This window comes from Alloprevotella sp. oral taxon 473 str. F0040, from assembly GCF_000318095.2.
Classification (GTDB): Bacteria; Bacteroidota; Bacteroidia; order Bacteroidales; family Bacteroidaceae; genus Alloprevotella.
Genome location: NZ_KB290721.1, coordinates 1 through 800 on the forward strand (window position 1 = coordinate 1; position 800 = coordinate 800).

The following is an 800-nucleotide window of genomic DNA, read 5'->3' on the forward strand; positions in this document are numbered from 1 at the left end:
AAATCCAAAGTAACAAGACAGGAAACTGAGCGATTTTATACAGAATCAAAACAAATTATCATATTACAATGAAGAGTTTGATCCTGGCTCAGGATGAACGCTAGCTACAGGCTTAACACATGCAAGTCGAGGGGCAGCATGGAAGAAGCTTGCTTCTTCTGATGGCGACCGGCGCACGGGTGCGTAACGCGTATCAAACCTGCCTCATACTCGGGGATAGCCTTGCGAAAGTAAGATTAATACCCGATGTTGTTATATTTCCGCATGGTGATATAACCAAAGATTTATCGGTATGAGATGGTGATGCGTCCGATTAGGTAGTAGGCGGGGTAACGGCCCACCTAGCCATCGATCGGTAGGGGTTCTGAGAGGAAGGTCCCCCACACTGGAACTGAGACACGGTCCAGACTCCTACGGGAGGCAGCAGTGAGGAATATTGGTCAATGGACGCAAGTCTGAACCAGCCAAGTAGCGTGCAGGATGACGGCCCTCCGGGTTGTAAACTGCTTTTAGTTGGGAATAAAAAGAGGGACGTGTCCCTCATTGTATGTACCTTCAGAAAAAGGACCGGCTAATTCCGTGCCAGCAGCCGCGGTAATACGGAAGGTCCAGGCGTTATCCGGATTTATTGGGTTTAAAGGGAGCGTAGGCGGATTATTAAGTCAGTGGTGAAAGACGGTGGCTCAACCATCGTTAGCCATTGAAACTGGTAGTCTTGAGTGCAGACAGGGATTCTGGAACTCGTGGTGTAGCGGTGAAATGCTTAGATATCACGATGAACTCCGATCGCGAAGGCAGGT

General features: G+C 49.0%; 1 rRNA gene. It reads left to right on the top strand.

The annotated features are described in order from the left end of the window. Positions 1–65: 65 nt before the first annotated feature. Positions 66–800 (top strand): 16S ribosomal RNA (locus HMPREF9999_RS09220); the annotation flags it as partial.